The organism is Blautia intestinalis, from assembly GCF_014297355.1.
GTDB lineage: Bacteria > Bacillota > Clostridia > Lachnospirales > Lachnospiraceae > Blautia_A > Blautia_A intestinalis.
In genome coordinates this window covers 737,372-761,613 of the sequence record NZ_JACOQE010000001.1, presented here as the reverse complement: position 1 = coordinate 761,613, position 24,242 = coordinate 737,372, and the positions used below count along the sequence as shown (strand labels likewise).

Genomic DNA, 24,242 nt, shown 5'->3' with positions numbered 1-24,242 from the left:
ATTTCACCTCTTATGTCAGTAAAAACGGATTTCTTCCTGTACGGTCCTGACTAAGTTTTCCTTCCTCGAGCACTAGCTCAAAGATGGTCTTTCCCTTAGCCTGTGCAGATATGTTGTAAGTATTTCCGCCTTTCACCTGCGGAGACTCTTCTCTGAAAATTTTTCTGATCAGTGCTTCTGGTGCCTCGATATTATTTCCGTTTTTCTGATCTCCCAGCACGGCCAAAAACTCCGATCTTGGAGGAATAACCGCACCGCTTGCAAGATACGGGACACTGTTTACTCTTGGAAGGCTAAGCCATGAACTATATCTTCCAGTCGTTTTCGTGATCGGATTTGTATAATTGTAATTAAACGTAAACGAACGTTCGATTCCTCCTATCGCACCATTGATGTTGCTGATCGTACTATTCACCCTGCGGATGATTTCGTTGAATGTATTGGAGATTCCTGTTATAGCTCCGGAGATTCCGTTTGCCAGGTTATTTCCCATTCTGGTTCCAGCCGATCGCATCAGGCTTTCAAGTTTGCTTAGCTGTCTACTTGTCGATGTCTCCATGTTCGAAATAATCTGTGAAACGCGTTCTCCTGCTTTTTCCCATTTCTTTGTCATGGTGTTATACTGTGATGAAAAATGAGAATCCACTGTTTTCTGCATTTCCCCGAGCTTCAGGTTTGCGTGCTGTTTCATCTGGTCAAGATTCTTATCTACCTCAGACGCGGAGTTACCCCAGTTTTTCACAGTCGATATATTTACACTGCCTGCCGCATCTTCTGCCGCTTTCTGAACCCCTGCCAGATTTGTTTCTGCATCCGTCTTCATTTTTGAAGTTGTAGATGTTACAGTCTGCTGTGCCCCTGTCATAGATGTATCTACGCTGGTCTTTGTTGCCTGTACTGCATTTGGGAATACCTCTGCAAAGATCTTTGCTGCAGTCTCTGTATTTCCGCCCATCTCCTTCACTGCTGCCATGACGTTGTTATATGCATCCTGCGCTGTACCGCCGGAATCTACTGTTCTTTCCAGTGCATTCAATAACTGTCCCTGCTCGTCTGTTCCGAGATGCATCTGATTTGTCAGGTTGCCAATAGCCACCTTCAAATCATCGTAAGATTCCTGTGCCTTCTGGCTTCCGAGGTTGATTTGTCCGGCCATGTTAGTTGTATCGTTTCCAAGCGTCTTAATGGATTCTGACAGAACATTAAACATGTCATCTGTAATAAGACCTTTCTGTCGTAACGTTTCAAATGCCAGTGTTGCCTGTTCGGAAGTCACTCCCATTTCTCCCAGTTTATCAACGAGTTTCTGTGTTGCAGATGCCTTTTCCTCTGCGGTCATACCTTCTTTTTCAAGAGATTCTTTCAGCTTCCAGATCTCTGTTGCGGATCCGGATATGATATCTCCTCTCTGCTGGAGCGTCTGAATGAAATTATCCATGGTATTTCCAAATGTAGTGCCTACTCCGTTACCGCCCTGCATACTTTCCACCATTCCCGCAATTTTCGATGTCGCATATACTGCTGCAGCTCCAACTCCAACAATCAGACCTGCTTCTCCTACTAACGGGGCAAGTTCTTTTGCAAGCGTACCGAACTTGCTTCCAGATCCTGCTGCTGCTTCACCAAGATCACCCAAAAGCTCACCTGCTTCTTTTGAACCACCACTGAATAAGTTTTTCAGCGAACTTGCTATACTGGCAATGTTCTCAGAAGTAAATAATTTCTTTCCAATTGCCCCTATCAGTAGTTTTATAAGACTGTCCAAACCTGTGATCTGTGCTATCTTCACAGCGAGAAATGCTTTACCCAAGAATGCAGCAATCTTTCCGGCCGTACCACCTTTCTCTAAACCGTCAAACAGAGTTCCTATTGCATCTTTGATTGCAATGATCATATCCCACAGGTATTTTCCCCAGTCAATTTCACTCAGCATAGTGCCAAGACCTTCGCCAAATTCTTCCCAGTTCGTATTTTTAAGAATGCCAACCAGAAATCCAACCAGATTGCCAATGAAATCATTCAGCGACTTTCCTGCATCTTCCCATTTCATATTGGAAAATGCTGTATTCAATCCATCGGTTACATTCATTTCCAGAATATCCCATCTGACTGTTTTGGTAAAATTCTCCAATGATTCGAAAACACCGTTTAATCCATCCGTGAGGGTAAGTGCAATTTCAGAAAAATCCACTTTATCAAAAAGTCCATTTACAGTCTTTCCAAGAGCTTTTCCTATCTCTGCCCATCCTGTTAAACCGACATCGTTTTTCTTAGACATGTCGGTAACAAAGCCATTCAGTAAGTGCCAGGAGATCATGAAATAGTTGCCGAGAAGGTTGCCAAGCTCCGTCCAGCTTATTTCCCTGACAGCTCCTTTTAATCCCTGTGAAAGCTTACTTCCGAGCTGTTTGAAATCAATACCGCCGTTTCCGATCAGAAGATTTGCCGTTCGTATTGCAGTATTAATTCCGGCACCTATTGTTCTGCCTAACAGGTCAAAATCCAGATATTTCACCAGACTATTAAATGTTCTGGTAAAGGCTCTTACAAATTTCGTAATTTTAGGTCCGACTTTCTTCCAACTGATAGCGTCATAAACATGCCGCATCCCCTTATTGATCTCGTCAGCAAGGAATTTTCCCAGACCTTCCCAATCCTCTGATTTTATAAACTTCTTGATCTTATCGGCTAATTTTTTGATTTTGTTCTCAATTGGAACTTCCTCAAACATCTGATCCGGTGCAGGTGCTGTGTATCCACCATCTCCTGAGTTTCCGCCTGAATCATTGTTTGCTTCAGACTCATATCTGGCCATCTCGTCCAGAGGACTTAAATACCGCTTAAGTGCTTTGGCTGCTTTCTCTGCATTCGTCGCTGTCTTTCCAAGTCCTGCTGCATAATTTTCCTGAACTTTGACAGCTTTTGTAAATGTTTTCTGTCCTGTGAGTGATGCAAAAAACATTCCTACATACGTAGCCGCCCGTGAGAGCATGTCAATGAAGCTGCTCAGGATTGGTGCTATTACCATCAGAATCGGTGCGAACGCAGTTGCTAATGAATTTTTCAGCCGTGTCAGTGAAGACATCAAAAGGGATATATCTGCATTTGTTCTCTGAGAATACTGTGCCAGATTTTGAAATCCGGTTGTTACTCCACTCATGGCACCAGATATTCCCCTGAACACTGCTGCCATCAGCAATGACGTTGCAAGCATCCGTTTTAATGAAAACGTGCTCTTATTTGCTGTTTTATGTATTGCAAATATACCGGAAGAAATTCTTTTCAATCCACTGATTATCGCATTGGAAGATATCTGTAATAATCTTTTTACAAGATTATTTGCAGCCTGTGCCGCCTCGTAGATTTTTCTCCTGATTCCATCTAATCCGAACGTAATCATCTTCCCTGAGAATTTCTGAGTTGCCTTTGTAAATGTCTCCATCTTTGATCCTGCTTTAAGAGCCGCTTCCCCACATGACTTAATTTTCTGTTCAATTGATGCGTACGATGTTTCAAGCCTGTTACCCATGTCCTGAAGTTTCTGTTCTTCTGCTGTAAGTTTTGCTGAGACACTCTGATAATTCTGCGTGTTTTCAGGATTTACATAAGCTGTTCCTGATTTACGCATCTCTTCCTGTTTTCGCTCTACTTCTTCCATTTTGAGTATTACAGAATTCAGTTCTTTTTCGACTTCTTTAAAACCAAGTGACTTCTCTGATACACCCATTTTTGACCATTCACTTAATTTACTTTCAAGTTCTGCGGACTTTTTATAGAGACTGTCCATCTCCTTTGTCAGATTTTTGTAACTTTCTGTTTCAACCTTCTGGGCAGACAGATCTTTAATTTTCTGCTTAAGCTCATCAACTTTCTGTGCCTGCTGCACATATTGATTATTTAATTTCGACAGTGCATCAATCTGTTTCTGAATTGCAAGCCTCGTCTTCTCTCCAATATTCTTTTCCAACGAGGAAGTTGCACGTTTTGCAGATTCTTCTACTTCTCTGATGCCTACTTTCAGGCCTTTTTTATCAATTGCTGTATCAATTGTAATCGTTCCGTCTGCCATATTGTCACCTTGTTTTCTTCCTATAACCCAGCAACTCTCTCAGTGCATCTTTTTCTTCCTGTGAACGTTCCCTGCTGTTATTTTTCAGATCAATTAGTTTCTTGTTGTTCCTGTAAAATTCTGCTTCCCATTTTTCCAGTTTTTGATTTTTGGCTTTTTTCTGCCGGATCATGAGCACCTGATGAAACAGCCCTTCATAGATTTCAAGATATGCACCCATAAAAGTCCACCAGTGCATATATTTCAATGACCTGATATCTTTTCCGATGTTCTTATTGATTGCCGGTGCTATGATTGGTGAGTCCTGCTCCCAGTCCATCAGTTTTATTCTTGATGTATGTTCCTCTTCCGAAATGCCACAATCAATAAATTCTTTACCTTTCAGCAAGGCATCTTCCAGACAATCTTCTGGAATATCATCCGGATCGTAATACAGGATCTGGAGCATCACCACATTCTTTTCCTGTTCTGTTAATTCAGGATCTGACATTGCCTGAAGAATGTCCAGTATTACCCGGAAGTCTGTCCGGATGTCATACAATTCTCCGTTTAATTCAATCGAATATGGCAGCTTCCATTTATCGTCCATGATATGATTTTTTTCTCCGTTTCGGCTTGTAATATTTCTTTGTATACTTGCCGGTACGTTTCTGCATCTTCTCCAGTCGAACATCCAGCTCCTGATTGATTACATTACATACCGCATCCAAGCATGTTTCGTAGAATAATGTTCCATCCGGCATTGGCGAAAACGGTCCCATAATGCCAAAAAATGCGTTTCCAGCATCTGCATTTACCAGATAGTTCATCTGTTCAATTACCTGTTTTTCATATTTCTGTATATCCGGATCTTCTTCTGTGATGACAAAATTCTGGAAGAATTTCGATACTTCCTTGTAGCGGCTTATAATATTGGTATCTGCCGGACGAAAGCAAAATTCTGCAAGGCTTTTCCCCTGTTTGTTTTCGATCGTATAAGTCTTACTACCATCATCGATTACCATTGTATTCATTTTGTTTGGTGTAGTAGTTTGTTCCATGACCTTCTCCTTTTCTACAAAAATTCAGGGTGTCCGAATCGGACACCCCTCTTTCTTTTACACTGTAATCTCTCCTTCTGCAAATACCGGTTTTCCAGATTTGAGAGATTCATTGGTTACATAGCCTTTGATGCGGTCGCCGTCCTCGTGAATGTTGAACGGGAAGTTAATTCCTTCCGGATCGCCGCCATAAGACTGCGGTTTCACAAGCACTTCCTGTGCGTATGCAAGATGTTTTGCTGCTTCCGTGTCTTCCACAATAATCTCAAGCATAACTGTTTTGCACGCATCACCTTTCAGTCTGTCCATTGCAATTTCACGGATATGTGGATAGATTTTCATGGACGGATCTGCATAGTACGGATCTGCACTGATTGATGGCTCATATCCTTTATCACTCGTCTTTGTTTTTCCAAGAATATTCTTTTTCGAAGTTACATCCGGATTCAGGTCAACAGACATGTCTTCGATATCTTCTCCGATAATTTCCCATTCTGCTTTCGTCGGATCTTTTTTCCATGATGCATCCAGATAATGGGCTAATGCTTCTCTTGTTAATTTCATAGTCATTTCTTCCTTTCTTTGTAAATCACTCTTGCCTGTATCATATAACGTGCCATTGTCCCGTCCTGGTTAATTCCTGACAGATTTGGCATATTTTGAAGGCATTCCATCTTTTCAACTGTGCAGTTTTCCCCGAAATCCGGATAATCCCGTTTTTCATCCTGCTCATCCAGCCAGTCCATGAATGCCTGTGCAAAATTCATTGCTTCCAGGTTCAGATCATCACATCCCGATGAATAGGATTTTACAATAATAATCGTAAAACCATACTCTTTCTGTGCATCGCCGGTAATGTACTTCTTTCTGACCTTATCTGAATAATTTGTGATCAGTGAAATACTGTCCTCTGATTCCGGAGAAAAATTGAAGTTAAGCAGATTTCCTGCCAGTTCTTCTACTTTGGGTTCAAAATATTGCTTTATTGCATCGTGCTTTGTCACGTTTTACCTCCGTTTCAGATATTCCTCATAGGATTTCACCAGATCTTCCTTTCGTGCAGTCATCATAGCTTTATCCCAGTGATCTGTTGCCAGCGGATGCCGGAACGTACTGTATTCCAGCCTTTTTCCTGTCGGAGTTTTATGAGGAGGCGAGAAAAATCCCACAACTTCCCCACCGTCAGTGATTGGATAGTTTGGACCATACAATTCACCCTCATACTGGTAATGGGCATATGGGCTGTTGTATGTTACATGTCCGACATCTTCGTCTGCACTGAGCGTAATGTTCTGCGCAAGTACGAGGTTGTCTGCCGGCACATACGGATCCATCAGTCTTGCCGCCGTAGTTGCCAGAAAAAGCATCCCCTGCCGCCCGCCGGTCATTTCTTTCGTAATCTGACCGGCCGGCTTATTCCAGTTAAACTTTACTTCCATGATTTCAGCCTCCCAGCCGGTAATGCTTCGCAAGCATAAATTTCGTATTATCCGAAAAAGCAGTTACTTTAAAAGCTTCTGGTTTATGTCTGTTCAGCACCTGTGCTGATGTCTTGCCGGATTCTCCGGTTATTTCTTCCAGACATTCTCCACATATAACAACATCTCCCTGAGACACCGTAAAGCGCCCCTCTGGATTGGCTTTATATTCCGCATATGGCAGATACCTGTCATCCAGCGGGATTCGTACTACATAGGAGTTCTGTACACTTGCCTGTGTTCCACTAAATCCGGTATTGATGACAGACTTCCAAAAACAATTATGGAGCACTGTTTTTTTCCAGTGCTCCTTTCTGTCCTCGCTGTCTGCTGCCTGAATCCGGTTGTATAAAGTAATGGTATGAACATAATTTTGATTCATACTCACACCCCCTGATACAAAAGTCCGGTATCTCCCAGATATCTGTGTATGATCTCTTTTGTTTTTCTTGCTTTTCCTTCTTCCGTGAAGATTGACTGTGACAAGTCAAAAGTCCCGGATTCTCCGTCATTGGAATAGGACTGCAAAACGCCACCTTGTTCTGCTGCCTGCTGTATGCTCTTGTCCGCCTGATATAGAAGCTCCGCAAGCTCGCAAGTGCAAGCTTTCACTTCTGTTGTAATCAGCCCCAGATTTGAAGCTAAACGGCTGAATGTGTACTGGTTTAGTACACGCTCAGCCTGTTTCTCCCAGAATTGAAAATCCTCTTCCTGAATTTTAGGTTTTCGTCCCATCAGGTAAGTAGTTTCGTAATAACCGTATGATGCGTACATTCGACCACTCCCTTATCAGGCGCGTTCTACAAGTGTAATATCTTTTGTTACTGCTGCTTTTGCTACAGTGAACGTTTCTGTCACAGGGATATATCCTTTCTTGGTAATCTTCGCTGTGTATGTACCTTCACGCAGATTAAATTCTGCTTTTCCGTTGTCACCGGTCACAAGGATAGCTCCATCTACATTGATACGTACTCCCTCATAAACCGTCGGACTGGATTCCTTGCCATCTGTTACTGTAAATGTAACTTTCTGGGTAACAAGAGGGGTGCCTGGTTCAAGATATGCAAATGCACATCCGGTACGGTCTTCATTCATTCTGGTCGCCGGATTTGGAAGCGCCCAGCCCATGCGGAATACAATACGAAGTGCTGTCATATCCTGCTGTGCCAGGTTATAGACGATTTCCTTTGTGGCCGGATCCTGAATAACACCCTGATCCAGGATCTTGACAGTTACATCCTGACGAATGGAATATACTGCCTGACTAAAATCACCAACCACAAGCTGTGCAATTTCAGGATAGAATCCGCCATTTTCCGGGAATGTAATCGGCGCGCCGTCCAGAGTATATCTTGCTACATCCTGCATATTGCTTTTGAAAATCGGCTGGCCTGTGGTGTCGCGAAGTCCGCGGAGTTTTGCCTTGAAATTCATCGGTGCGATAGCTCCGGAAACTCCATAACCATCTTCTTCTACTTTCGCAAACACACCATTCTCGCCAAGAATCAGATCGTAATAATCTTTTCCTGCTGTCGGAGAAACATTATTTCCTGCCTGTCTTGCCAGAGTAACAAGATCTGCCTGCCATTCTCTCGGGCGGTTATCTCCAAAAATAACTGCTGCATCTACTTTCTGGCCAATTGCCTCCATAACACGTGGAGTGATCTCTCCAAAGATATCGAACTCTGCATCAGAAAGTACTGCATCTGGGATCGGTACGATAACTGCCAGCTCTCCAGCATTCAGATATACATTGTCCCACGCCTGTCTGGTGGTCTGTTTCATACCGGTATCACCATCTACCCAGTAGGCGGTCGGTAAGAAATCCAGTACACGGATTCTTGTCTGATTGGATGTCATGTTGGGAAGTTTTCTTGCCATTCCCATAAATACAGAATTTTTCGGTGCATCCTGAAAGATACTGGATACGACCTGTTCACGGATAATCGCCTCTGCATCCGCTCTGTTTGTAATATTTGCTGCCATTCTTTACTCTCCTTTTCCGAGTAGGCTTCTGAGTGCTTCATTTGCCTGCTCTTTTTTAGTCTGTGCTTCATTGTTGATTCCTGTGGTCGAAGAAACTACACGAGGAATTGTAGTTGCCTGTTGAAACAGATAATCATTATCCTTCTTTAAGGCTGTGATTGCTGCTTCAATGTCCTGTGTCTGATTCTTAGATGTTTTTAAAGTATCCACATCCAAAAGAGCCATGATTGCTTTTTCATTCCGTCCAGAAGCTTTCCGGATAGCTTCTTTCACTGATGCATCAAAGGCATAATCGGACTTGATCTTCTCGATCTCTGCGTCCTTGCCCTGAAGCTGCTTTGTCAGATCGGATACCTTTGTCTGCAGCCCGGCTGCATCAATCCCCTCCATAGCTTTTAATGAAGCCTGCGCCGTATCCAGCTGAGTCTTATAGGAATCCCTTTCTGCTTTCAAAGGATTCACTTCTTTCCCATACTCTGACATAACAAACTCAACCTGTTCTGCTGTCAATCCCTGTGCTGTTAAATCTTCTCTTTTCATTTTTTCTTTTCCTTTCTTTTACTCTTGATTTACGTGTGTGAGCCACGGATTACCGACTGTTTTACGTCTGATCAGCTGACGAAAACACAAAAATAACACCCAGATTTCTCTGCGTGCTGGTCTGCTGTTTCACGGACAGCTCCGAGATATTTAGGATTGTCTCCTTCCTAGACTTTTTTCATAAGTCTTCAGAAAGATATCCGGCTTGCAGGGATACAGCTCCCCGTTTACACCCTGGATGATGTAATCCCCCAGCTTGGCATGCATCCTGCCTTCCGGTGTCTGGATTGTGCAGCCGTATACAGGTATATGTCCGTCATTTAGGCTCCGGTCAATCCAGACCTTTCATCTGCCACAGCCTGGGTGAACCATGGTGGGGCTTCATATTCCGGATCGTCCGTCAGCTGGAAAACTTCCACAACTAAGGGTTTCTTTCGGTACCTCGTCATTCTCACCTCCCTCCATTTCGCCGGCACAAATTACATTTTGAAGTATCTGTATTCAAACTTCTTATAGGCATCCATATACAGTTCATTCTTATCACCGTTATATGTCAGCTCATAGTACATGCCATCTGGTACCGTAGTGCTAAGCAGCGCCTTGTTATTCTACAAGGTCTTACAGCTCCATACCAGATACACATCATGTGCAGTCACCTGCTGCCGATCTGTAACATCCATGTGACTATTGGTATACTCTGCAACCTTTGCTTTACATAATCTCAGAAATTCTTCATTCTCCATGTTGTTATTCCTCCGCAAAAATCCAGTCTTCTGCAAGCATATCTGCCTGGGATGCAAGCCAGCCCATCTGCACACCGGAGGTTCCTACAAAAGCCACTGCTTTATTTCCAATTGCATCATGTTCGCAATTCACAACTTCGCCATTCGCTGTCTTGTAAGAAATGCCGGTCGCAAGCTGAATATACTGTTTCTTGCCATTCCAGCCTTTACGCGCAACTTTCATCCCTCTTTTTAGATATTTGATTGCTTCTCCGAAGGAAAATGTTGCTTCTCCTCCAAACTGAGGGCAGTTGATTCCATCCGCAAGAGCCCATTCATCAGAAAGAATATTATGCAAAGTATATTCAACGTTCTGTGTCTCACGAATATCCAATTCCTGTCCATCTTTGGTGTGCATGATGATTGTTTCTTTCTCTGGATTCCAGTACCAGTACCCTCCCCAGGATGGTAATTTGGCTTTACTTCCACATTTCATTGCTTTTAATGCTTCTTCAAATTTCATGTTTCATGTCCTCTCTTTCTTAAGATTTAAAAATGGGTATAAAAATACCACCGGCCATTTCTGACTGGTGGTATTAGTCCATGTTTAATCTTGTCCCACAATTATCGCATCGGAAACATTTTGTTGTTTTGCAATCGCCTACAGGGATCATTACTCCCTTTTTGCAATGGTTGCATATTACTTCTTCACCATTTCTCATTTTTTTAATTCTTTGAAACAATTCCTCTACTTCGTTCATATAGCTACCTCCATTTATAATCCGGATAATCCCTCTTCACTGATTTAATTATATCACGCAGCTCTTCACCGGTCAATTTGTCAACATCTTTTCGGTGCTTTATTTCCTGTGCCCTACAAACGCATTCAGACCATTGGTTTCCGCCAATATCATATCTGTGATGCGTAACTTCATGTACAAGAGTTTCTGCCGTCTTTTGGACTGTAGCAGTTTTAGTTGCATAGATATAAATATTATCTTTGATTTGCATTCCAAATGTATTTTCGGGCGTGTCAACTTTGTAACACATTTTGATTTTCAGTTCTGGATGTTCTGAAATGTACTTTACAGTCTCTCGTCCAACATTAGACTTATTCAGATTGTTCATCAGCCTTCTTGTAGTAATAACATCTTTTTGTCCATTGTTAAACTCAGTAAAATGTTCTGAAAACCTCGATTTATGTGCTTGCCTTTCCTGTTCTGCTATTTTCTCCTGTGTTATTTGTTCTGCCTTTGCGTTTTCAGCTTTTGTCGGCATAAACCTGCCTCTCAGGCCATCCTGCATAATGCGTTGTTTCTGTTCCGGAAGCTTCATTTTCTCAGAAAAATCTTTATAAGTCTGCATCTGTCCCCGATACTTTGCTTTTGCGAGAATGATATCTTCCGGATCTGCGTCGCCTTCCTGAAGAAGTTTTATCTTCTGGCGCTGTGCACGCATATTGCGTTCCATCTTCCGTTGCTGTTGCAGTGCTTCATATGTGGTGTACTGCTTTCCGTTGTATTCTTTCGGTGTGTTCTCCTCTTTTAGCATCCGTGTAAGCTGTTCGTCTGTATAAGTTCTTATTGATCCCGGAGGAAATGGTTTATAGTCATGGTAACAGTTAATTCCCTTCAGTCCTGTTATTTCTCCGAGTCCACATACTGTGATTAACTGCTGCATCGTCCATACGCGTCCCTGCCACGGCTGATGTGTAGGTCTCGCTCCAACGTGATAACTGACTTCATACTGATCTGTATTGAGATCTGCAGCCACCTGTTCATTAATCTTTCCCTGCACCTGCCTGAATCCAGTGAGGACTGCCCTTCTGACTGCCACATTTACTCTATCCCGGTGTCCCGAATCATATTCTATGTACCGGATGCCCGATCTTGTCATCTCCGTAATCGTCCGGTTCAGAACTGTATTATAGTCAAACGCTCCAGACTGGATATCCATCACTGCATTGTCCAATGTGGATCTATAATAATCCAATAACGGAGATGACCTTATCTTTCCGGTTGCCGGATTCTTGATTGCAAAGCCCATAGAGCCGGTTATATTTTGATACTCACTCATCAGCTGCTGCTTTGTTGTTTCTATCAAGCTCTGCAAAAACGTGTTCTGGTCAAATGGTATCTGTTGAAAGTCCGCTATACGGTATGCCCGAGCATGTCCGTAATATTCTTTATACGTTTCGTCCGAAAAGATGCAGTCCATCTCTTTGTCTGATGCTTCCAACGCTTTCTGAATCCATGCTGTAACCTCCTCTTTCGCCATTCCAAGCTGTTGTAATCTGCTGATCTGCCAGTCTGCAGTAGCTGTAGACACTCCGTTTTCTTTTATTCGCCGAACAATGTCAGACATGATCCTCACTTCCAGCTCAGAAAAGATATTTTCCGTTTTGACTGTCAGCTTTTCAATTTCTCCCTGTGTCATTCAATCACCGTGTTATCTTCCACCTGTTGAACTGCTGCCTTTGCCTGTTCCTCGGTTTCCCCGTACCACTTCTTCCGATATTCCCAAAGCGGCATTACTCCCATGGAAACGTCCTGTCTGTCTGACTGTCGTTCAGATTCCACATCTGTCACAATAGAATCATCCCAGTCGAAGGAAGTCTGATATGTTCCAGACGGGCACAAATGGTAGATATCGCACCAGAATGCAATTGCATCTACTAAATCCTCCAGGGCATGTTGCAACGCCGTCTGGCAGCTCTGTACGAAAGAATAGGACCGTTGTTTGCTTGCCTTTATCTCTTCCGCAGTCTTATCCGTGTTATTCGGATCCGAAATCGTTCCATAAGCCAGATTGCATTCAAATTCAATCATCCTCATTAGATGGTTCCACCCATTGAAATACGATTTATCTCTGATGTCTGGCGAAAAGATATCCATGAGAGGCTTGTCAACAGCACCGGCATTATATTCAACTGCCCGGTACAGTCTCTTTTTGCCAGCTGGGTAGATCGGTTCGCCCGTGCTCTGATTTGTTCCCAGTAAGCTTCGTGCAATATGAACTGCAGATTCTTTGCTTCCATATTCCCAGTTGATTTGAGAATATCTTCTGTCAGCTTCCTGTATATGTTCCACAGCTCGTGAAAACACTGATGCTCCAAGCGGACTTTCTGAATCCTGATTGTTTCCAAGTGGTACTCTGAAATATCCAAACGGTAGCTTTTCCACCCCGGAAAATGTTATTTCCTGTGCGAGATCCGACCATTTCGGCACCGAATTAACCGGTATCTCTGTTCCGATCATTCCATCTGTTCTGGAAACAAAAGCTTTATTACGAATATTTAGAAGTCCATCTTTTAATGTATGTACTTCTATTCTGCTGTATATTTCATTATTCCGACGGAACTGATCCAAAAACGCGCATCTTGTGATTGTTTCGGTATCAAATTCTAACGGAAAGAAATTGTCTGCCTGTATGTACTGGATAGAAATACCATTCATAGTTACGTAAGGCTTAAAGATCAGACCGCCTTTTGCATCTGCATATTCAACCTGAATCCTTAGTTTTTCAATTACTTTCTGGTACACCCTATCAATGTATGAGGCTTTCGTGCTCCCGGATACCTCGCTTTTTACTTCCAGTACAGTCAATCGTGCAATCTCGCCTGCCACTGCTGCCGCAATTCCCGCGCTCTGTGTATTTTCGTTGAGCCATGGTGCTTTATCTTTATATAGTGCAGACCACATTTCAATATGTTCTGCTGTTCTCCCACTCATTGCATAATCGATCTGCTCATCCTTGTCCAGGATTTTACGCAATGCCTGATACATATTTGTATAATTCATATTAATCACCCGTACCTGATGAGCTGACTGATCAGCCGCTCAAACGTATATTCATAACTATCTAGTGAGTCAATGTCACTGGTTCCATCATCGAGTCTTACATTCTTTGTCAGTTCTTTCGGATCCCAGACTGCTGTGCACAGTGCTGTTACAAGGCTATCGCACTCACCGTCCATATAAGCGAAACGGCCTTGCGACATAAGGATTGAAGTTGCGTTAATACGATCGTTAATTTCCGTTTTTAACGCATTTTCCACTCTTATCCATCCAAGGCCATTTTTTCTAAGACTACTACGTATTCCTGCGATCAAAGTCTGCTCTGCACTATCTGCATAAACTACAGTCACATATCCGTACCGGCCTAGTATCTTCTGTACAAAATTACAAAACATCTTTCCCAACATATCCGGATCTATCTCCAAGGGATTGCCATTCTCATCTTTACAGCTGATCCACTCAGATGCCAAAGGCACAACCATCTGAAATCCCCTCGTAATTGCTGTGGCAGTAAAAGAATGCCCTGATCCAGAACCACCGAAGTCAATGCCGAGATTGATCTCCATGATATCTTTTGGTTTCTCTTTTAATGCAAAGCCAAATTTCTTGGTACTGATATCATCTGCAAATCTGCGAAAAATCAGACCATTTGCCACAACACGCATTCCTTTGATGTCGCGCATATACCAGATAGAGTTGACATCATATCTGCTTTCTATTTCTTTCAGACGTTCCGAGGTGATGTTAATGTTGTCATAGATAGTACAGTGCATGTAATTATAGCCGCCAGGGAAGTTCCCTTCTTCCTGCTGCCGCTGGTATCTGTCAATGTATTCTGAGTAAATAGCAGCTCTCGGATTATCCGGGTTAAGATCCCAGAATACTTTCAAGTGCTTAGCTGCCAGTTGTCGGTTAAATGCTTCTTTGATGGTATTGTCGTGGTGAAGATTGATCTCGGTAGCAATCCACATGCCATAAGAGTTACCACGGATTTTCTTGTAACTGTCCTCTTTAGCTCCTCCGGCAAAGATCACAATCTTCTGTTTGTTGTGCGTTGCCGGCCCTTTGATGAATAGTGCTTCATTGTCCTTGTATTTTCCCCAATGGCTCTGACCGCGGAATATCCATTCAAGTCCCATTCCATTGCAATCACCAATGTTCATTTTTGCGTTCGCCATCGTAGACCCTGTTGCAAGGTGGATCTTGTCTGGTGTAGTCTTTAACTCATGTGCAAAAGCGAATACATTATCGACCGTCTTACCAGCTCGAACTGCGCCTTCTGCCACGTTATAGGAACACTCCTTACATCTGCGGATATATTCCTTATGTTTCTCAGAAAAACGATATAAAATAGTTTTCTTTTTGGTAAATCTATTCGCTGCTGCCATAGATCTCGTCCTCTATGTCATCCAAATTTTCAATCTCCTGATTGTTTCCGGTAATTTTGTCCGTCTGTGCTCTCATCTGTGCAATCCGGGCGCGCTGTTCCTCTGTTCCCATGTCCATATGGTCAGATAGCCACTGTAAAGCTTTCATCCGATCGGCAAGTTTAATGCTTGATCCGTTCTTTCCATGTTTTACCTCGGCTATGATAGTTCCGTCCACTTCTGTCGAATCCTTGAAGCGGATTGTATTTACAGTTTCCATGAGTGTCTTCTTTTTTCCTGTCTTTGGGTCTTTTATCTGTGCAGGTCCGTACATAGTCATCACGGGAACTTTCTCCGTTCCGAATTTCACGTAATCTGTAATATCGGAAAATGCAATATCCATGTACTTCTGAAAGATGTCTGACTCGGTAAGAAGTTCTCTGTTAAAACGATTCTGCTTTAGGCGAATAATTTCTTTTTTTATTCCATCATTTTCCATCATTCGGTATGCGTTAGCTACTGCTGTTGGATAATCCACTCCATATGCTTTCTGATATGCTTTTGTAGTATTGAAACAGCGTGTGTAATATATACAAAAAAGCCGCTGTTTATCGTTCAGATCCGGATTTTCTATCACGGACTCAACTTCGTCTTCAGCAGGCTTTTTCTTTTCAGATTTTTGTGTGCACACTTTTTCATTTTTTGTGTGCACACTTTTTTTGTCATCTTTCGACCATTTGTATCTGGTTTTCCAGGACTTTACTGTATTTATTGTTACACCGTATTTCTCGGCAATTTCTTTATATTTCATTCCCTTGCAGTAATCTACATATGCGAGATCACTATTGGGGGCTCTTACCTTTTCATTCAACCCTCACCACCTCTCATTCATTTCGTTTTTGATAATTGTTAAAATACAGTCCTGCCAGCACCATACACGACAGCCGATTGCTACCGTGACGAAATGAGGTGCGAACACTTACATACAGTGAATCCATGCCTAAAGTATGTATGCGCTGGTGCTGTGCACGCTGTACGAAAATTGGCATTAGAAAAGCACCCCGAAGGGTGCCTCTCTTGTTTCAATATGTTTTTTTACGCTTTCTGTGTTTTTGCTAAAATAGCCTCCTGTAATACCTGTGAAAAATTAATCTTTCTTTTTTCGGCAAAAGTATTTAACCATGCCGGAATAGTTACATTTTTTCTCACTGCTTTTTCACCATACTGCTCTGCATATTTGTCCATATCAAGCAATACGATATTTACCTGCCCGTTTTCACGTGGTTTTACATCTGCATATGCAGATGCTTTAGGAATCTCATTACCTTCTTCTAACTCGTCAAGTACCCATCCGCTTGCCGCATCAATGGCCATTTCAAAAGCCTCTTCAAGGTCATTCCCCTCCGTGACGCATCCGGGTAGATCTGGAAATTCTACAGTGTAGCCTCCTGATCCGTCTGAAAACGGATAAAAGACCGCCGGATAAATAAGTTTCATTGTTGCTCCTCCTCTTCTCATTTAGGATCATGTTAAGATATATTATTAGCGCGGCTGGATTTTATATTCCAGCCTGACGCTTAATTGATTTTACTGTATCCATATGTATATCACCGCCATGTTCGGGTATCGTTACCTTCCCTGGCTTAGTCAGATGTTTGTATTGATGGTGCGAACCCTTCTGAGCTACTTGATACCATCCATCCGCCAGTAAAATCTTTTCGAGTTCTCTGAACCGCATCTTAACAGTGCTCCTTTCTGTTGTTCTATGTTTATATTATAATACGCACTATGCGCACTGTCAAGTTTTTTATACGCATTATACACATTTTATAAAAAGGTGTCCGAATTGGACACCTGAATATTCAAAAGCGAAACTGCTGCCAGCTCCGCTTCTTTAAGGAGATACTATTATGAAAACCTGTATTCACGCGCTTCCCTCACGTGATCGGAACAGATGGGCTTGAACCACCGACACGCTGGACGTAAGCCAGTTGCTCTACCTGCTGAGCTATGTTCCGGTATGCTTTTCGGACCGCACGGCAGTCATCAGGATAAGCAATAACCTTTTCCCTTAGGGATAATGGTACGTATATGGGAAAGTACGTATGGAACGCATTGGTTATTCCCAATTCGTTCATGATACATATTATCACATTAAATCGTAACATAAGTAACATTCGTAACAAACTTTATTTTTTTTCAAAAAATCTTTTAAATTCCATCTTTACACTTGCTTCTGTGGTCTTTCTTCCCATCCGGTCCGCTACCTGCTGCCACGTCATATCCTCGAATATCTTGTATTTTATGATCCGCTGCATCCGGAACGGGATTGATATCATCCATACTTCCACCTGCAGTTTCAGTTCTTCAGCTTTCTCTTTCTTCTTTCTCAAGATCTCTTTCTTTGCCCTGAGCCTGCTGTCATCTGCATAAGAATATGTCGTTCCCTGTACCTTGAAGTGCTGTGGGTTATAGGGAAATTCTGGATTGCTTCCAGATACTGTCTCATTTGCAGTGATACTCTTTTTGTCTTCCAGCTTCCGGATCTCTGCCTCTGTCTCTCTGATCACCTCGCATGCATCTATGTATTCTTCCAGAATTCTCTTATCCACGTTGTCAGCCTCCCCGTTTCCATTCCTTTTTTGTTTTCTTATCTCTGATCCCTGTTATCTCCAAACCCAAAAGGCCGGCAGTATTGTTCAGGACTGTAAAAGCATTATAAATATGCGTTGGCATGTGTCCTGCTGCCTTGATGGCCTTTCCCTGTGTTGGATCCGGATAGCCTTCATGGTTCTTGTATGTCATCACTATTCACTTTCATCCTTTACACACATGTCCCAATACCTGCATGTCATACAGCAATGTCTGCATTGTTTCTTTCGTGACTTAAATATCCAGTGTATCAAACGTTTCATCCTGTTCCACCGCCTTCCGCGATTTTGATTGCCTCTTCTAATTTTATCACTTCTTCTACATGTTCTCCGTTTTGCGGATTAGAATAAAATTCTTTGCTTGTAGCGACCATAAAAGCGTTCTCTTTAAGTTGTTCTACAATCCTATCTGTATCGAATACTGTCGGCTGTTCGTCAATGACTTCGCAAAATAAACATGCTGGAAAACTCTCCCTTCCCATATTCAATGTTGCCTGAATAGATTCGATTAATAAATCAGCATCAATCAGTTTCATATTCCTCACACTCCTCCGCATATTCATAACGGTCCATCATGTCGCACCGGTTATCGCAACCTTCCTGTCTCTCACAGTGAATACAGCACTCTGTTTTTCCGTCCGGGCATTCGATTTTGCAATATCCCATATTCAGTTCTCCTTAAAACTAGACTACACCGTTATATTATCTACTTCACAATCACAGTTATTGTAATTAATGTCTTTTGGCGCTTGTACTTTAGTGATTTCTTTAGCTTTTTCCTCAATGTCCGCTTCTCAGCATGCAAAATAACAGCTCTATCATCGATTTCTTCCGTAATCCATAATGACACGGCATCACGACTGCAAGTTTCCACTTCTTGTCTGTATTAATCGGAGTAGGTGATTCAAATTCATCTGCTGCCGTTGTATATTCCGGGACCGCGACCATCACTCCGACGTGTGTAGCTGATTCTGGAAAGTTCTCGTGTATATGTTTCCAGAACTTCCCGTTCCGCATGTCTTCCAGAAGTTCTTTATAGCACTGCATCGTAGTTACTATGTAATTCTTTTCACCAAGAAAATTCAGCCCGTTCCCACTATAGAAGTCTTCTTTACAGCTTTTAATTTCATAGCAAACGAAAATCCCCTTTTCTATTGCTGATACAGAACATTGATTTGCCGGAATGAACTGCATGTAATCTACTCTTTTGGGCTTTCCTTTTGCCGCCCATGGATCAATGCTCACTTCTTTCGCCCAGTATTTCCCCATGCCGGAGAAATACTGTCTTTCTAGAAGTTCGCATAACATCTTTGTCGTCTCTCTTCTATTCATATCTATTCTCACTTAAGGTCTGTGCATAAACGTGTCGAAATCCAGATTCTGTTCTCTGATTCTTCCCTTTTCGAGCGGGTAGATTCCGTTCATCATTGCTTTTACATCCTGTAGTTCTGCTATAAGAGCATCAATACTCTCTGTTCTGGAGAATGTCAGGATTACTTCTGCCTGAACTGGATCCCATTCATCCTCTACCGGTACTTTCTCACCTATTTCATGTGGTGGCTGTGTAATGCAGCACAAAGCTCCGATGTTGTTGCTAAGAGCTCCCGTCATTCTGATATCGCCTGTTCCGAACTCCAGTTTAGCTTTTCCTTTAATCATTTATTTCCACCTCGCTGTCTTCTGGCATTTGGAAAATGGTTTTCTCCTGAATTTCTTTTTCTAATTCGTTAACAATCATCTTTGTGTTATATGTGACCATAATTCCTCCCATTCCTGTTGACATGCCCCGAAGCATTTCATATTCTGCGTGGGCTTTCTGGAGCATATCCAGTACCTTTGCAGCTTTTTGCTTGTTACTGTATTCTCCAAGCAGATAACTGCATCCAGTGATATATGATGTTATAACTGTTTTTACAGGTCCTTCTGCAATCTCAATGCCTGCCAAAGCATTAAGATTTGTCAATACTTCTTTATTCTGGCTTCTGATCAGCATCTTTCTTCCTCCTTGTCTTCTTTGGTTCCCACAGTTCGCATTTCAGGCATCTGGCTTTGCTGACTACCAGCTGGCCGCGGATCATGGTTGCCTGTTTGCAGGTGGGTTTTGTGTATACTGCAAAGTTTCCGGTTCTTTTTGCATGTTTGCAGGTATCAAACTTTTCTTTTTCCACTTCTTCTTCCTCTCTTTCCCTTTTCGTATTTCGAACAGATTTCTTCCGGTTGTCCCATGTTCCGGGTATGCCCGGCTATTTCCAGATAATTACATTTATACGGCAAGTTCTCCCCGCGTGCCCGGTAGATACAAGTTCTGCAATCTGTGACTTTCTTCTTGCGTGGTGTTCTCGGTGTTGGTGGGATATCCAGATTGTATTTCTTCTTCCATCTGGAAACCGTGGTGCTGATCACACCAAATGCCTGTGCTATTTCTTTTGCGGTCATTCCCTGCTGCAGGCACCGCTTCATCTTCTCTTCGTCGTATTTCCCGGTATCATGGTTATAAGCCGGTTTCAGGTTATATTGCTTTAGCAGACGGTGGACTGTTTCAAACGATGCGTCGAGCCTGACTGCCATCTCCGTCTGTGTCATACCCTGATCTATGCATTTCTGCACAATTTCTTTTGTGATTGTGTCTTTGTACATATATCTACCTCAGTCCTATTACGCATGTGATCCAGAGTGTACACCACACGATTGTAGCTGCAATATCTTTTCGTTTTGCAGCTCCGCACGCGGCAAGGATTGCATATATAATTATCAACAGTAAGATAATTAGTTTTAACGCCTCTAATACTGTTATTATCATCGTATTCCGCTCCTTTCATCGTTCCGGAAGAACTGTTTCAGCATCGCATCTTTCCAGTTCTTCCTGTGGTGGTCACAGGTATCATCATCTTCTATCAGGATGCCTTTTCGGTCGCAGAGACCATCGTCGTTGTCCCTGCAGGTTTTACATGTTTTGTTTTCCATTCTCTCACTCCAATCTATTCTAAATAACTCTTACCGAAGATCTCCCGGAACTGCTGCCGGGTATGATTCTTTTCGAATTGTCTCTGTGCTGTTCTTTTCAGATACAGATCAGCTTCACGGTATCTGTGTACTGCTTCTGGTCCTTCGCGGTGACATTCTGCACACAGATGTACTTTCATGCCTTTTTCTTCCGATTTCGTTCGGCTGCCCGTGCCGAAGAAGATGTGATGATCTTCTATCCGTTGCCTGCTGCCGCAGAGATAACAGATACCGGGCTGATCTCCGGGAAGAATACTTTTCATATGTTTCTTTCGTTTTTTTCTTTGTTCCGGATTTCGGAAATAATAATCCTTCCTGATCCATTGTGTTTCCTTTCTTTGGGAGAGGTATACAGGTACCTCCCCCGGTGTGTTGTATATGGATTTTAGATTGCACCCGTTATTTTGAGGTGTCCGATTCGGACACCTTTACTCCTCTGCTGCATCCGTCAGTTTCTTCCAGCGCTCCATCCAAACCATTTCTCAATCGGCACCATGTCAAATCTGTTTCTTTCTCATATGCCCTGTATTTGCACTCTTTACAAAGAGTAATCTTCTGGTACTTGTTCATTATTTTGTACAGTTCGCTTTCTTTAAAATTGTTGATCTCATTGTACTGATTCAGGATATTACAGAAATGTTTTCCCATCTCGCATTCTTCCGCACAGTAATCTTCCAGTTTCTCCCGATCTGTTATCTCTTTCGGTTTTTGGCATATGTGATCGCAGATGTAATTCGCCATATTCTCAACAATTTCGTCCGTTCTCGTTCTTCTCATTTCTTTTTCCCTTTCTCTGGGCACCACCGGGGAGCTGTTTTTATTGTTGGTCTGGTTTCTCGTTCATTTGTCCCAAAACATACAAAGCATTTTGCTCTGTTTCCGAAAGTCTTTGCTGGAAGTCTTTCAGAAACCGGATGTTCGCAGTAATATTCGCCCCGTCCGTACGAAGAATAAGTCCCTCCTGATCTGTGATGCATTATCAGATGCTCACATTCCGTGCATTTAATCTTCATTTCTGTACTCCTTTCAGAAACTCTACAAGTTCTGTTTCGCTGTTCGGATACTTGTTGTATTTTGAATGATACGTCCATTTCGGTATTCCGTTATTTCTTTCCGGTTCAGGTCCGCCTACAAGATGCATGTAGTACGGTTCGTTTGATACCCACGGACTGTTGTGAACCGGTTCCGGATCATATTCTTCTACGATCAGACGCGTGCCGTTTTCAAAATCATATTTGTAGTACCTCGCTCCGATATGTTCATCTGTGTACCACAGTCCCCATTCTTTATATTTTCTCAGCCATTCTTTTCGCTGATCATTATTTTTCATAACTGGCAATGGTGGCTGTATCGATGTTTCAGAACTATCTGCTGATACCATCTCGGCAATATCGCCGGCATGGTCAGACATTTTGTTATTCTCAACAATATGTTCCTCGATTTTGGTGGCTTCAGCAAAATCGTCCTGCTGCTGGTTGTCCGGTACTCCTGCTGCCGCTTGGCAGCGTTCTTCTAACCATCCGCATCGAATATTGCAATCATCCGGGCACTGAGCACAGCATTTATGCGCCGTGTCGCAATAGGCCGCAGCTCCGCAGATTCCAGATTGAGATTTTCCCGTAATACATTTTGCAGGGCCTTTTTCTTCCGGTTCGTCTACTGCTACCATCCTGACCGGTTTCTGTTTCTTTCCGTATTTCTCGATCAGCTTCTTTGAGAAATCTGTCCAGCTTATCAGTTCTTCCTGATCAGAGCCGGCATTGAAGATGATCCCTTCCTTGCTTCCCTGATAGTTCAGGTGTCCGTTTCGGACACGTACTGTTCCGTACAGGGCACTGAGCATGTATGTAGTCATATTCAGATCTGATTTCCGAACATAGGTCTCTATGTTTTTCCGTAAGGATTCGTAGAACCGGTCAATCTGGATATCTACCGGAATGACTGTGTTGACTTCTTCCGGTTTATGCGGATGCAGCGCCTGCTCTATGGTTAATTGGCCAGGAATGTTTCTTTCCTGTTCCTGCTGTGCTTTCAGGAGTTTTGCATCGTTCAAAGCAAGCTGTCCGGCATTTTCTAACAGTTCACAGGCTTTCGTCTGATATTTCTCATTCAGTCCGGCAAGCTCTGCTGCTGTGGAAATATTCAGCTTGTTCTGTCTGAATGCGTCCGCGAGCCGTTCAGACAGGTTATTGCTGATGCTGTGATACCTTCCAATCTGGGTAGATGAGACTCCTATCAGGTCAGATACAATCTCTCTGGTCTTGCCCTCAAGATCTGTTTTTTCACGGAGTTCCTTGACCAGCTCTTCCATCTGCAGTGCTTCCGTCATTTTCTCCCAGTCAGTTTTCTCACGGTAGGTATTGGACTGGATGATAATGATCTTCCGGATGATCTCATCTTCTTCAGATGCCGTGCTCAGCTCGATCTTAGGTTTGTATACACACGGGACTTTCCGGAAGCGGTCCATCCCCTCCTCAATCAGCTCAAGACAGCATTTTCTTCTGGAATGTCCAGCCAAAATATAATCTTTGCCATCCCTTTCCTCGATCAGGAGTGGTTGCAAGATTCCCAGTACCTTAATGGACTGTTTTAGCTTCTCGGTGTCTTCGGTGCTGTAGAAGTTATCTTTTGACGGGATCAGATCTTCCGGATTACGGTATACCGTCTTCTGCTCCGGCAGGTCCATTTCCTGTGTAGATCGTTCTGAAAGCATCCCTTTGAGGTCAAATTTCGCCATCCTGTACGCCTCCGATCATATCCAGATACTCAGTTACAAGTTTCTCATAGTCTTCTGCTGCCGCCGATCGTGGACTGTGCAGTGCAACCGGTGTACGTGCAAATGTACTTCTGGCCACTACTGCAGATGCTCTGATCAAAGTCTGCATTGTCGGATACTGTTCCCGTATAATCTCTGCTCCCTGTTTATGTGCTTCGTTGAATTTCTGGAATTTAGATATAAAACATTTTACGTTCTGCAGATCCGGATTCAGTTCTTCCTTAACTTCCTGAATCTGCTCCAGAAGTTCATTCATGCCTTCCAGTGTATTATCGTCCACCTCGACCGGAATCAGAACGTCATTCGCGGCAGTCAGTGCATTAATAACCGAAATGTTGATATCCGGAGCATTGTCCACTACACAGAAATCATACCGGTCTGCTACCTGCTGCAGTGCTTTTTTCAATCTGTTCTGCTGCGGTCTTACACGGTCCATGGTCACTTCCATGTTTGCGGTCAAAAGTCCGAGATTCGCCGTAATAATATCTAATCCCACATAATCTGTGTTGCGGATCAAACTCTGCATATCCGGATGTCGGTCTGTCATAATTCGGTCAATACCGTCCCCATCTGAGGTGCGGCGGTTCAATCCCCTGCTGCAGTCTCCCTGCTTGTCGTTATCCACCAAAAGTACCTTGTATCCCCGTGTAGTAAGGATATAAGCAATATTGATGCTTGATGTAGTCTTTGCCACACCGCCTTTTAAGTTAATAATTGCTATTGTTCTCATACATATTTCCCCTTTTTTTCTTAGTTGTAGATACCATGTCGTCTTCTTGCCGCTTTATCAGCGAGAATCATCCACTCCGGTTT

33 protein-coding genes, 1 tRNA gene and 1 pseudogene are annotated in these 24,242 nt (G+C 42.9%); all 35 read right to left on the bottom strand.

Going from position 1 to position 24,242, the window contains the following annotated elements; translation table 11 throughout:
• Window positions 1-10: 10 nt before the first annotated feature.
• The 35 genes and pseudogenes from H8Z79_RS03600 to H8Z79_RS03435 all read right to left on the bottom strand — a co-directional run bounded on the left by H8Z79_RS03600 (window position 11) and on the right by H8Z79_RS03435 (window position 24,159).
• Window positions 11-4,069, bottom strand: a complete 4,059-nt coding sequence (locus tag H8Z79_RS03600; RefSeq protein ID WP_187002712.1) for a hypothetical protein — start codon at window positions 4,067-4,069, stop codon at window positions 11-13.
• 4 nt (window positions 4,070-4,073) lie between these two features.
• Window positions 4,074-4,658 carry a Gp15 family bacteriophage protein gene (locus tag H8Z79_RS03595; RefSeq protein ID WP_187002711.1) on the bottom strand — a complete coding sequence of 195 codons (585 nt, stop codon included), beginning with the start codon at window positions 4,656-4,658 and terminating at the stop codon, window positions 4,074-4,076.
• The gene (locus tag H8Z79_RS03590) at window positions 4,648-5,109 is read right to left on the bottom strand and encodes a hypothetical protein (protein ID WP_187002710.1); all 462 of its coding nucleotides are present in this window, start codon (window positions 5,107-5,109) and stop codon (window positions 4,648-4,650) included. Before H8Z79_RS03590 ends, H8Z79_RS03595 begins: the two co-directional genes overlap by 11 nt.
• A gap of 57 nt (window positions 5,110-5,166) precedes the next feature.
• A complete protein-coding gene (locus H8Z79_RS03585; RefSeq protein ID WP_187002709.1) occupies window positions 5,167-5,673 on the bottom strand; it encodes a hypothetical protein in 507 nt (168 codons plus the stop codon).
• Window positions 5,674-5,675: 2 nt separating this feature from the next.
• Window positions 5,676-6,113, bottom strand: a complete 438-nt coding sequence (locus tag H8Z79_RS03580; RefSeq protein WP_187002708.1) for a hypothetical protein — start codon at window positions 6,111-6,113, stop codon at window positions 5,676-5,678.
• A gap of 3 nt (window positions 6,114-6,116) precedes the next feature.
• The gene (locus tag H8Z79_RS03575) at window positions 6,117-6,548 is read right to left on the bottom strand and encodes a minor capsid protein (protein WP_187002707.1); all 432 of its coding nucleotides are present in this window, start codon (window positions 6,546-6,548) and stop codon (window positions 6,117-6,119) included.
• 4 nt (window positions 6,549-6,552) lie between these two features.
• The gene (locus H8Z79_RS03570) at window positions 6,553-6,969 is read right to left on the bottom strand and encodes a DUF6751 family protein (RefSeq protein ID WP_187002706.1); all 417 of its coding nucleotides are present in this window, start codon (window positions 6,967-6,969) and stop codon (window positions 6,553-6,555) included.
• 2 nt (window positions 6,970-6,971) lie between these two features.
• Complete coding sequence (locus H8Z79_RS03565; protein ID WP_187002705.1) at window positions 6,972-7,361, bottom strand: head-tail connector protein; 390 nt, start codon at window positions 7,359-7,361, stop codon at window positions 6,972-6,974.
• 15 nt (window positions 7,362-7,376) lie between these two features.
• Window positions 7,377-8,573, bottom strand: coding sequence for a phage major capsid protein (locus H8Z79_RS03560; RefSeq protein WP_187002704.1), 1,197 nt, complete (start codon window positions 8,571-8,573; stop codon window positions 7,377-7,379).
• Window positions 8,574-8,576: 3 nt separating this feature from the next.
• Window positions 8,577-9,113 (bottom strand): phage scaffolding protein, encoded by a 537-nt coding sequence (locus tag H8Z79_RS03555; RefSeq protein WP_072521662.1) that lies wholly within the window; start codon window positions 9,111-9,113, stop codon window positions 8,577-8,579.
• Between the two features lie 320 nt (window positions 9,114-9,433).
• Complete coding sequence (locus H8Z79_RS17100; protein WP_263970804.1) at window positions 9,434-9,562, bottom strand: hypothetical protein; 129 nt, start codon at window positions 9,560-9,562, stop codon at window positions 9,434-9,436.
• A gap of 30 nt (window positions 9,563-9,592) precedes the next feature.
• Window positions 9,593-9,856 (bottom strand): annotated as a pseudogene (locus tag H8Z79_RS03550) (DUF6275 family protein).
• Window positions 9,857-9,860: 4 nt separating this feature from the next.
• On the bottom strand, window positions 9,861-10,358 hold the full coding sequence (locus H8Z79_RS03545) for a DUF2829 domain-containing protein (protein WP_187002703.1): 498 nt from the start codon (window positions 10,356-10,358) through the stop codon (window positions 9,861-9,863).
• A 73-nt stretch (window positions 10,359-10,431) separates the two neighbouring features.
• Complete coding sequence (locus H8Z79_RS03540) at window positions 10,432-10,596, bottom strand: hypothetical protein (RefSeq protein ID WP_187002702.1); 165 nt, start codon at window positions 10,594-10,596, stop codon at window positions 10,432-10,434.
• Between the two features lie 4 nt (window positions 10,597-10,600).
• A complete protein-coding gene (locus H8Z79_RS03535) occupies window positions 10,601-12,271 on the bottom strand; it encodes a phage minor capsid protein (RefSeq protein WP_187002701.1) in 1,671 nt (556 codons plus the stop codon).
• On the bottom strand, window positions 12,268-13,635 hold the full coding sequence (locus H8Z79_RS03530; RefSeq protein ID WP_187002700.1) for a phage portal protein: 1,368 nt from the start codon (window positions 13,633-13,635) through the stop codon (window positions 12,268-12,270). The genes H8Z79_RS03535 and H8Z79_RS03530 overlap by 4 nt, the downstream gene beginning before the upstream one ends.
• Window positions 13,636-13,640: 5 nt before the next feature.
• Window positions 13,641-15,020 carry a PBSX family phage terminase large subunit gene (locus tag H8Z79_RS03525; protein ID WP_187002699.1) on the bottom strand — a complete coding sequence of 460 codons (1,380 nt, stop codon included), beginning with the start codon at window positions 15,018-15,020 and terminating at the stop codon, window positions 13,641-13,643.
• Entirely contained in the window at window positions 15,004-15,870 is an 867-nt protein-coding gene (locus H8Z79_RS03520) for a terminase small subunit (protein ID WP_225876902.1), read from the bottom strand. Before H8Z79_RS03520 ends, H8Z79_RS03525 begins: the two co-directional genes overlap by 17 nt.
• Window positions 15,871-16,094: 224 nt before the next feature.
• On the bottom strand, window positions 16,095-16,496 hold the full coding sequence (locus H8Z79_RS03515; protein ID WP_072521669.1) for a type II toxin-antitoxin system HicB family antitoxin: 402 nt from the start codon (window positions 16,494-16,496) through the stop codon (window positions 16,095-16,097).
• Between the two features lie 61 nt (window positions 16,497-16,557).
• Window positions 16,558-16,737, bottom strand: coding sequence for a type II toxin-antitoxin system HicA family toxin (locus H8Z79_RS03510; RefSeq protein ID WP_187002698.1), 180 nt, complete (start codon window positions 16,735-16,737; stop codon window positions 16,558-16,560).
• 207 nt (window positions 16,738-16,944) lie between these two features.
• Window positions 16,945-17,017 (bottom strand) — tRNA-Val (locus H8Z79_RS03505).
• A 171-nt stretch (window positions 17,018-17,188) separates the two neighbouring features.
• A complete protein-coding gene (locus H8Z79_RS03500) occupies window positions 17,189-17,611 on the bottom strand; it encodes an RNA polymerase subunit sigma-70 (protein WP_187002697.1) in 423 nt (140 codons plus the stop codon).
• Between the two features lie 4 nt (window positions 17,612-17,615).
• On the bottom strand, window positions 17,616-17,807 hold the full coding sequence (locus tag H8Z79_RS03495) for a hypothetical protein (protein ID WP_187002696.1): 192 nt from the start codon (window positions 17,805-17,807) through the stop codon (window positions 17,616-17,618).
• Between the two features lie 103 nt (window positions 17,808-17,910).
• Window positions 17,911-18,186 carry a hypothetical protein gene (locus H8Z79_RS03490; protein WP_072521673.1) on the bottom strand — a complete coding sequence of 92 codons (276 nt, stop codon included), beginning with the start codon at window positions 18,184-18,186 and terminating at the stop codon, window positions 17,911-17,913.
• Entirely contained in the window at window positions 18,173-18,316 is a 144-nt protein-coding gene (locus H8Z79_RS03485; RefSeq protein ID WP_159431356.1) for a hypothetical protein, read from the bottom strand. The genes H8Z79_RS03490 and H8Z79_RS03485 overlap by 14 nt, the downstream gene beginning before the upstream one ends.
• 114 nt (window positions 18,317-18,430) lie before the next feature.
• Window positions 18,431-18,982 carry a hypothetical protein gene (locus H8Z79_RS03480; protein WP_187002695.1) on the bottom strand — a complete coding sequence of 184 codons (552 nt, stop codon included), beginning with the start codon at window positions 18,980-18,982 and terminating at the stop codon, window positions 18,431-18,433.
• Window positions 18,983-18,994: 12 nt separating this feature from the next.
• Window positions 18,995-19,309, bottom strand: a complete 315-nt coding sequence (locus H8Z79_RS03475) for a hypothetical protein (RefSeq protein ID WP_187002694.1) — start codon at window positions 19,307-19,309, stop codon at window positions 18,995-18,997.
• A complete protein-coding gene (locus H8Z79_RS03470; protein ID WP_187002693.1) occupies window positions 19,302-19,643 on the bottom strand; it encodes a hypothetical protein in 342 nt (113 codons plus the stop codon). The genes H8Z79_RS03475 and H8Z79_RS03470 overlap by 8 nt, the downstream gene beginning before the upstream one ends.
• Window positions 19,621-19,818 (bottom strand): hypothetical protein, encoded by a 198-nt coding sequence (locus H8Z79_RS03465; RefSeq protein ID WP_072521677.1) that lies wholly within the window; start codon window positions 19,816-19,818, stop codon window positions 19,621-19,623. Before H8Z79_RS03465 ends, H8Z79_RS03470 begins: the two co-directional genes overlap by 23 nt.
• Window positions 19,799-20,287 carry a helix-turn-helix domain-containing protein gene (locus H8Z79_RS03460; protein ID WP_187002692.1) on the bottom strand — a complete coding sequence of 163 codons (489 nt, stop codon included), beginning with the start codon at window positions 20,285-20,287 and terminating at the stop codon, window positions 19,799-19,801. The genes H8Z79_RS03465 and H8Z79_RS03460 overlap by 20 nt, the downstream gene beginning before the upstream one ends.
• A 159-nt stretch (window positions 20,288-20,446) precedes the next feature.
• Complete coding sequence (locus H8Z79_RS03455; protein WP_187002691.1) at window positions 20,447-20,614, bottom strand: hypothetical protein; 168 nt, start codon at window positions 20,612-20,614, stop codon at window positions 20,447-20,449.
• Between the two features lie 14 nt (window positions 20,615-20,628).
• Window positions 20,629-20,916, bottom strand: a complete 288-nt coding sequence (locus tag H8Z79_RS03450; protein ID WP_207726309.1) for a hypothetical protein — start codon at window positions 20,914-20,916, stop codon at window positions 20,629-20,631.
• 136 nt (window positions 20,917-21,052) lie between these two features.
• Window positions 21,053-21,430 (bottom strand): hypothetical protein, encoded by a 378-nt coding sequence (locus H8Z79_RS03445; RefSeq protein WP_187002690.1) that lies wholly within the window; start codon window positions 21,428-21,430, stop codon window positions 21,053-21,055.
• 232 nt (window positions 21,431-21,662) lie between these two features.
• The gene (locus H8Z79_RS03440; protein WP_187002689.1) at window positions 21,663-23,390 is read right to left on the bottom strand and encodes a ParB/RepB/Spo0J family partition protein; all 1,728 of its coding nucleotides are present in this window, start codon (window positions 23,388-23,390) and stop codon (window positions 21,663-21,665) included.
• Complete coding sequence (locus H8Z79_RS03435; RefSeq protein ID WP_187002688.1) at window positions 23,377-24,159, bottom strand: ParA family protein; 783 nt, start codon at window positions 24,157-24,159, stop codon at window positions 23,377-23,379. The genes H8Z79_RS03440 and H8Z79_RS03435 overlap by 14 nt, the downstream gene beginning before the upstream one ends.
• Between the last annotated feature and the right edge of the window lie 83 nt (window positions 24,160-24,242).